Source organism: Neisseria sp. HMSC070H10 (assembly GCF_001837635.1).
GTDB lineage: Bacteria > Pseudomonadota > Gammaproteobacteria > Burkholderiales > Neisseriaceae > Neisseria > Neisseria subflava_A.
The window spans coordinates 134921-142875 of the sequence record NZ_KV833385.1 but is presented as its reverse complement, the minus strand read 5'-3'; the positions used below and the strand labels follow the sequence as shown (position 1 = coordinate 142875).

Below are 7955 nucleotides of genomic sequence, written 5' to 3'. Positions count from 1 at the left end.
GGGTCGCGGGTTCGAGCCCCGTCCGCCGCGCCATCAAGTTAAAAATAAAAAATACCGGTTTTTACCGGTATTTTTTTCGTCTGTATCCTATGCCTTTTTATAAAAAATCCAGCTATTTAAATAGTATAAACAGGACAACACAATAAAGTAGACATATGGTTTAAATCCTGAAAGACCATCCATCTCAAGCGGATTCACACCAAACGCTTATTCATCAAAACCCCTAAATCATCTTCCAAAATAGACATAAATACTTGCCTCCCCTTCTTACACAAAGGCCGTCTGAAAACGTCAATACATTTTCAGACGGCCTTTTTTAGCTTATCAAGCCTGATACCTAATCATGCAGGAAGCCTTAGCATCAATCCAATGTTCGCCACCGGGCTGAACAATTTTAGACACCAGCTTATCCAAGTCGCGTAAATAATCGGTTGATTTTTGGCTGTTGATAATGACGACAACCAGCAACGGCTTTTCGCCCAACCAATACCCAGCCAGTGCGCGGACATCTTTAAGCGTACCGGTTTTGAGGCGCAGGTTTTCACCGGGCTGTTTCAAGCGTGTTTTAAGCGTACCGTCTTTACCGGCAATCGGCAGCGTACTGATAAACTCGTTTTTAAACGGGCTGAAGTAGGCTTTTTCCAACATTTGCGCCATCATTCGCGCATTGAGCCGTTCTACGCGGGACAGGCCTGAGCCGTTTTCCAACACCAATCCTTCCGTATTGATACCGGCAACCGCCAACTCGCTTTTTACGATAGAGGCGGCCTTAGTCTGCGCCAGCTTGTAATCAGACATGTTTCCGGCAAATTTAAGGAAAACCGAACGGGCAATCAGATTATTGGAATGCTTGTTCATATCGGTGAGAATATCGGTAAGCGGTTTGGAGAGATGGCTTGCCAACACATGCGCATCATGAGGAGCGACACCTGTCGTCAGGCCGTCTGAAACCGTGCCGTCTTGTTGACGCCATTGGTTCACAAAACTTTTGCCGATATATTCTTTCATGCTGTACATATTCAGATACAGCTCTTGACCCAAGCAGCTTTCCGGCAGCTTGCCCGATACGGTCAGCGTATTGTTTTTATAGGAAGTCTTCATGTGGTTTTTTAAAACACTGCACTTCCCTTCTTTATTCTCAAGCGTCAATTTGTTTTGAATATTCAGATTCGGCAGCGGCGGATTGGTACGGATGACCAAGCTTCCGTCTTCTTCTTTTTCAGCACGGAGTTCAACGGTTTTATACGCCAACATATTGGGATCGGGCGGCGTCATAAAGCTTTCGGCAGAATCGGAAGCAAAATCATCCGGATTCTTCACATCGCCCCACAGACTACGGTCGAGTATCAGATGTCCGTCAATATGGCGTATGCCCTTATCGCGCATCTGTTGCTGCATTTGCACCAAATCATGCTGGTCAAACACAGGATCGCCACTCCCCACCCAATACACATTGCCTTTCAACGTATCGCCTTTGATTGAGCCGTTGGTTTTAAACTCGGTTTTCCAACGATAATCGCCGCCCAACATATGAAACGCGGTAAACGCCGTTACCAGCTTCATGGTCGAAGCAGGATTGCGCAATTCATCGGCACGGTGCTCGGCAATCACTTTGCCGCTGTCCAGTTCCTGCACATAAACGGAAATTTCATTTTCAGGAATACGCCCGAAATCCAAAGCCCATGACGGACAAACAGCCATCATCAGGCCGATTGATAAAATACTTTTCAATTTCATTGTGTTACAAAAATCTTATAATTCTTACGAGGTACTTAGGCCGTCTGAACGGTTCAGACGGCCTTTTATTTATTTCTGATGCGCTTTCAAACGCAAAGCAAACATAACAACCACAACACCGACAACCAAAGCGCAACCCATCGCCAAATGGATACCGTCCAGCATTGCCTGTTGCGGCATATCTGCGCTGGAAAGTTTCTCGCCGATATTGGTCGCACCAACAAAAAACGCCGCGCCGATGGCACCGGCAATCGGGTTGATGGTGGTCAGAATCGCCGCACCGTGCGGATTGAGCGTTTTCGGCAACGCGTTCAGACCATGGGTTTCGCCGGTTACGCAAGCAGACACGGAAAGCGCCAACAGCGTAAACATCGCCGTCAGCATCATCACTTGCGTATCAATCCGTAAAAACAGCCACAATACCGCCAGTGACACCACCAGCATCACTGTTGCCGGCAAGACGACGAAGCGGCCGCCCTTTTTGTCCAACAATTTACCGAACAAAGGCGCGGCAACCGCCTGGGCAATACTGGCAGGCATCAAAATCAGACCGGTTGCCGTACCGGTCAGCATCAACACTTGCTGCGTGTACATCGGCACCATCAGTTCCAAGCCCAAGAACAGGAATATCGCACCAGCCAAAATCACAACGCAATATCTGAACTGTTTGTATTCAAACGCACGAAGGTTCAACAACGGCGTAGTCAAACGGAACTGACGGTGCGCAAACCAATCCACCAGCACAACGGAAGCGGCAAAGAGCAGGATAAATTCCAGCAGCGGCATATGGGCAAAATTACTGCTCGCATAAACCAACCCGCCGAAACCCGCAATCGACAGCACAGCCGACAACATATCGATTTTCGGACGGCTGATGTTGCTTAAATTGACCGTCAAATATTTACCCACCAGCACCATCGCCGCCAACATAAACGGCGCGGTAAAACCGAACAGCACGCGCCAATGCGTATGGTCGATGATGATGCCCGACAGCGTCGGCCCCATTGCAGGCGCGGCGGTAAACATCATGGTAATCACACCCATCGCCGTTCCGCGCTTATTGGGCGGGAAAATCGACAATACGCCGTTAAACAGAAGCGGGACAAAAAACGCGGCAGACACCGCCTGCACCATACGCCCCACAACCAAAATTCCGAAAGTAGGTGCAAACGCGCAAATCAGCGATCCTGCTAAAAACGTTGCCTGCGTAAACAGCACCATTTTGCGCGTTTCAAACCATTGAATCACGCCGGCCGTAATCGGCGTAAATGCCCCCATGACCAGCAAAAAGCCCGTTGTCAGCCATTGAACCGTGGTCTTATCGACACCAAAATCTTTCATAATCGGCGTAAGCGCGACATTCAGCAGCGTGTCGTTGAGATAGCCGAAAAATGCGCCGATGAATAAGGTGGCGACAATGGTTTTAGCTGGAAAGTCGGGATTGTCGGCATAGTATTCGTGTGCCGTTGCGTCCTCTTGCGAATCAGAAGCGTGCATAATAATTTGAAATATCAGCGAAACCGTTATTTTAGCATAAACCATTTTGACAGGCCGTCTGAAACCTTGACCGCTTCCCCAGATAACACTAAAATTTAGAATTGTTTTCATTTTTATTATTAAACAGGAGAAAAACATGTCAAAGAAAGTCAGCATCTTGGTCGGCAGTCTGCGTAAAGGCTCGTTCGCACGAAAAGTCGCACAAAACGTCATTTCCATGTTCCCCGAAGGCTACGAAGCGCAAATCGTCGAAATCGGCCATTTGCCTTTATACAACTTCGACTACGACGATCCTGCCGTTACCGACTTCCCCACTCCATCCAGCTATACCGAGTTCCGTGAAACCATCAAAGCCTCTGCCGGCGTATTGTTCGTGACTTCCGAAAACAACCGTACCGTACCGGCCTGCCTGAAAAACGCCATCGACATCGGTTCCAAACCCAATGCCGATGTTGCCTGGAAAAAAACACCTGCCGGCATCATCAGCCATTCAGTCGGCAAAATGGGCGGTTATAGCGCGCAAAAAAATCTGCGCCTTGCCCTTTCATATTTCGATATGCCGCTGACCGGCCAGCCGGAAGTGTTCCTCGGCAACTCGCCTACCCTGTTTGACGACAACGGCCAGCTCATCGAATCCGCGCGCGGCTTTGTTCAAGGCTATATCGACCAATTGGTTGCCTTGATTGAGAAAAACCCTAAATAATCGCGATTGAAGCATACAGGCCGTCTGAAAAACGAATTTCAGACGGCCTCATCTTTTGCAAAAAATCAGTTTTTCAACCCTTCCTAAATTTTTACTAATTGAGTGCGGTTATAATCACTGTCCACCCATCCTCCGGAGAACTTCCATGCGCGTATTATTGGTTGAAGACGATGCCATGATTGCCCAAGCCGTCAGTGCCAACCTGAAAGACACCGGCTACGCTGTCGATTGGGTCAGCCTCGGTTCGGAAGTTGCCTCAGCAGTGGCGGCGCAGGCATACGATTTGCTACTCTTGGATTTGGGTTTGCCCGGCAAAGACGGTTTGGACGTATTGGCGCAAATCCGCAACGGCGGCTGTACCGTTCCCGTCTTAATCGTGACCGCACGCGACGATTTGCACAGCCGCCTCAACGGCCTAGACGGCGGCGCAGACGACTACATCGTCAAACCCTTCGACATGGCAGAACTGCAAGCCCGTATGCGCGCCGTATTGCGCCGACACGGCGGACAGGCGCAAACGCTACTGAGCAACGGCATCATCACGCTCAACCCTTCCACCCATCAGGCGGAAGTGGTCGGGCAGGAACAGGCCATCATGCTCAGCAACAAAGAATTTGCCGTCCTCCAAGCCCTGCTACTGCGTCCGGGCATGATTCTGTCGCGCAGCGATTTGGAAGATAAAATCTACGGCTGGGGTGAAGAAGTCGAAAGCAACGCCGTTGACTTCCTGATTCACGCCTTACGCAAAAAACTCGGCAAAGAAGCAATTCAAAACGTCCGCGGGGTCGGCTGGCTGGTTGCACAAAACAACCAGGCCGTCTGAAAAACCAAAACAACACCAACACACAAACCATGCAACGCCTTATCCACACCATCAAACAATCCCTACAAGTTAAGATCAGCCTCACCCTGATCTGCATGCTCCTGCCCCTCTCCATTCTTGCAGGCATATTTTCATATTACGATACTTATCACGAGACCCAAGAGGTTCAAGACGACCTGTTGCGCCAAGTTGCGAACTATCTCGACCCGAGCGATGCCGATGACGAGAATCACTCGCTCGACAACGACAACAAGATTTCCGTTCAATTTCCCAATACGCCCAACCCCATTGTCAGCCTGCCTGAGCAGATTTCAGACGGCCTGCACACCATTCAGGCCGATGACGACGACGATTACTACCGCGTTTATACCCGTAATACCAAGCAAGGCCGCATCGCCGTCATGCAGGAAAGCGACTACCGTGAAGAGCTGGCCGAAATGGCCGCCGTGCAGAGCATCCTCCCCATGCTCCTCGCCCTACCCCTGATTATCCTGCTCACCGTCTGGATTACCCACCGCGCCATGCGTTCCGTCAAAACCCTGTCCAACGATTTAGAACAGCGCCAAATCAACGACCTCTCGCCGATGGACACGCAAGACATTCCCAGCGAAATCCAAGGCTTTGTCGTCGCTATCAACAACCTGTTGCAGCGTACCGACGAAAACGTCCGCCAACAGCAACGCTTTATCGCCGATGCCGCACACGAATTGCGCAGCCCCATGACTGCCCTTTCCCTTCAGGCAGAACGGCTCAACAATATGCAGCTGTCCGCCGAAGCGCGCGAGCAGTCCGCCCTGTTGCAACAAAGCATACAGCGCAACCGCCACCTGCTTGAGCAACTCCTTTCCCTCGCACGCGCCCAAGCACCCGAAACCCAACGCCCCAAAACCCTGATCAGCCTGCAAAACCAGTTCCGCCGCGTCTTGCAGGAACTCATGCCGCTGGCGTTGGCCAAAGGTCAAGACATCGGCGTCGCCGTTGAAAACGACTGCCAAATCCACGCCGACGACACTGAAATCTACACCCTTATCAAAACCTTTACCGATAACGCCATCCGCTATACCCCAAAAGGCGGCCGCATCGATTTGGGCTTTGACGAAACCGCCGAATACCTCAACATCTGGGTGGAAGACGACGGCCCCGGCATTCCCCCAAGCGAACGCCAACGCGTTATCGACCCCTTCTACCGTATTCTCGGCACCGAACAACAAGGCACCGGCTTGGGCCTGTCCATTGCAGACACCATTGTCAAACGCCATCAAGGCCGTCTGAAACTGGCCGACAGCCGACGCTTTGACAGCGGCTTGTTGATTATTGCCGAGTTGGATAAAAAGACGCTTTAAATAATTGACCCGCTCAAATGGTTTATCTAGCTTTAAGCCGATGAATCAAAACGCTTTAAAACCAAAGGCCGTCTGAAAATGACTTTCAGACGGCCTTTTTATATTTTAAAGCAAACCTCATTCATTCCTCACAAATACGGCTGCAAGGTTTGGCGGAGGATTTCCATATCGGTAATTTCAGTAATATTGGCTTTGCCCAAGTATTCCAAACCGACAAAACGCATGATGCCGCTGCTGACTTTTTTGTCGTGGCTCATGTGTTCAATCCATTTTTCAAATGAGAAAACAGGCGGCGCAGACGGGAGGGAGGCGGCTTCCATTAAAGCGGCAATGCGGCCGGTATCGGCCTGTTGGGTTTTGCCCAAAATTTGCGACAAACGGGAAGCGAGGACGCAACCGGCGGCAACGGCTTCGCCGTGCAGCCATACGCCGTAGCCCATTTCGGCTTCGATGGCATGGCCGAAAGTGTGACCGAGATTAAGCCATGCGCGGATGCCCTGCTCGGTTTCGTCTTGGGCAACAATATCGGCCTTCATTTTGCAGCAATGGTAAACGGCTTCTGCCATTTTTTCTTGGTGTTGCGCCATCAGGTCGGCCATATTTTCTTCCAACCAAGCAAAAAATTCGGCATCGCCCAATGCGCCGTATTTAATGACTTCGGCCATACCTGCAGAAAGTTCGCGCTGCGGCAGCGTTTGCAAGGCAGTCAAATCGGCCAGTACGGCTTGTGGCTGGTAGAACGCGCCAATCATGTTTTTACCGAGCGGATGGTTGATGGCGGTTTTACCGCCGACTGAGGAATCGACCTGGCTGAGCAAGGTGGTCGGCACTTGGATAAAAGGTGCGCCGCGCTGATAAGTCGCCGCGGCAAAGCCGACCATATCGCCTATCACGCCGCCGCCCAAAGCGATTAAAGTGGTTTTGCGCTCGGCACGGTTTTGCATCAAGCCATCGTAAATCAGGTTGAGCGTCTGCCAGTTTTTATATTCTTCGCCGTCGGGAAGGATGATGCTGAAATGCGGCACGCCCAGTCTGTCTAAGGCCGTCTGAAGCTGTTTGAGATAAAGCGGCGCAACGGTTTCGTTGGTAATAATGGCTGCTTTTTTGCCCAAATAGGGCTGAAGCAGCGTATCGGCCTGCTCAATCAGTTTATGCCCGATAAAGATGGGGTATTGATGGGACGGGGTTGGGACAGTCAGTGTGCGCATAGTATTCCTGTGCAAAGCGTATTTATTCGCCTAAAGCCTGTATCAGGCGTTTGAGCGTTTTGTGACAGCTGTCGGATTCGATGACGAGATGGGCGGTTTGACGGTACAGCGTATCGCGTTGGTCATACAGCTCTTGCAGTTTGACCAAAGGGTCGGCAACTTGCAACAGCGGCCGGTTGCTGTCGTAACGGGTACGCTCCAGCAAGGTTTCAGGACTGGCATGCAGATAAACAACCGTGCCGTTTTGGCGCAAAATCTGCCTGTTTTCACTGCGTAATACGGAGCCGCCCCCGGTCGATAAAACGATGTTGCGCCGGGAAGCGAGCTTCTTCAGCATATTGGTTTCGCGGTTGCGGAAGCCTTCCTCCCCTTCCATCTCAAAAATGGTCGGAATGGATACGCCCGAAGAAGTGCAGATTTCGTAGTCGCTGTCGTAAAACGGGCATTCAAACATTTGGGCAAGCTGCTTGCCCAAAGTGGTTTTGCCCGCGCCCATCAGCCCGATTAAAATTAAATTGCCGTTGATTTTTTCCATGTGGGTCATTTTATACGATATGGTGGTTTCGTGGAAAAGTTCGTCGTTTTTCAGACGGCCTTTTCATCTCAGGCCGTCTGAAAACCAAAACAGGCATACCTTTGCAGAT

Annotated in this window: 7 protein-coding genes; 3 read left to right on the top strand and 4 right to left on the bottom strand. The window is 50.7% G+C overall.

What is annotated here, in order from left to right; translation table 11 throughout:
- Positions 1 to 324: 324 nt before the first annotated feature.
- Positions 325 to 1737 carry a D-alanyl-D-alanine carboxypeptidase/D-alanyl-D-alanine endopeptidase gene (dacB, locus tag HMPREF2606_RS09390; RefSeq protein ID WP_070713639.1) on the bottom strand — a complete coding sequence of 471 codons (1413 nt, stop codon included), beginning with the start codon at positions 1735 to 1737 and terminating at the stop codon, positions 325 to 327.
- Between the two features lie 69 nt (positions 1738 to 1806).
- Complete coding sequence (locus HMPREF2606_RS09385) at positions 1807 to 3234, bottom strand: MFS transporter (protein ID WP_070713893.1); 1428 nt, start codon at positions 3232 to 3234, stop codon at positions 1807 to 1809.
- 136 nt (positions 3235 to 3370) lie between these two features.
- Between HMPREF2606_RS09385 and HMPREF2606_RS09380 the strand changes: the two genes are divergently transcribed.
- The 3 genes from HMPREF2606_RS09380 to HMPREF2606_RS09370 all read left to right on the top strand — a co-directional run bounded on the left by HMPREF2606_RS09380 (position 3371) and on the right by HMPREF2606_RS09370 (position 6103).
- Positions 3371 to 3937 carry an NADPH-dependent FMN reductase gene (locus HMPREF2606_RS09380; protein ID WP_070633057.1) on the top strand — a complete coding sequence of 189 codons (567 nt, stop codon included), beginning with the start codon at positions 3371 to 3373 and terminating at the stop codon, positions 3935 to 3937.
- Positions 3938 to 4082: 145 nt separating this feature from the next.
- Positions 4083 to 4760 carry a response regulator gene (locus tag HMPREF2606_RS09375; protein WP_070713642.1) on the top strand — a complete coding sequence of 226 codons (678 nt, stop codon included), beginning with the start codon at positions 4083 to 4085 and terminating at the stop codon, positions 4758 to 4760.
- A 29-nt stretch (positions 4761 to 4789) separates the two neighbouring features.
- Positions 4790 to 6103: a sensor histidine kinase gene (locus tag HMPREF2606_RS09370; RefSeq protein ID WP_070713644.1), complete on the top strand. Its 1314-nt coding sequence runs from the start codon at positions 4790 to 4792 to the stop codon at positions 6101 to 6103.
- A gap of 128 nt (positions 6104 to 6231) precedes the next feature.
- Here HMPREF2606_RS09370 and aroB read toward each other — a convergent pair whose 3' ends face one another.
- Together aroB and HMPREF2606_RS09360 are read right to left on the bottom strand one after the other, a co-directional pair.
- Positions 6232 to 7311: a 3-dehydroquinate synthase gene (gene aroB / locus HMPREF2606_RS09365; RefSeq protein ID WP_070713647.1), complete on the bottom strand. Its 1080-nt coding sequence runs from the start codon at positions 7309 to 7311 to the stop codon at positions 6232 to 6234.
- A 22-nt stretch (positions 7312 to 7333) separates the two neighbouring features.
- Entirely contained in the window at positions 7334 to 7846 is a 513-nt protein-coding gene (locus HMPREF2606_RS09360; protein ID WP_070713651.1) for a shikimate kinase, read from the bottom strand.
- Positions 7847 to 7955 lie beyond the last annotated feature (109 nt).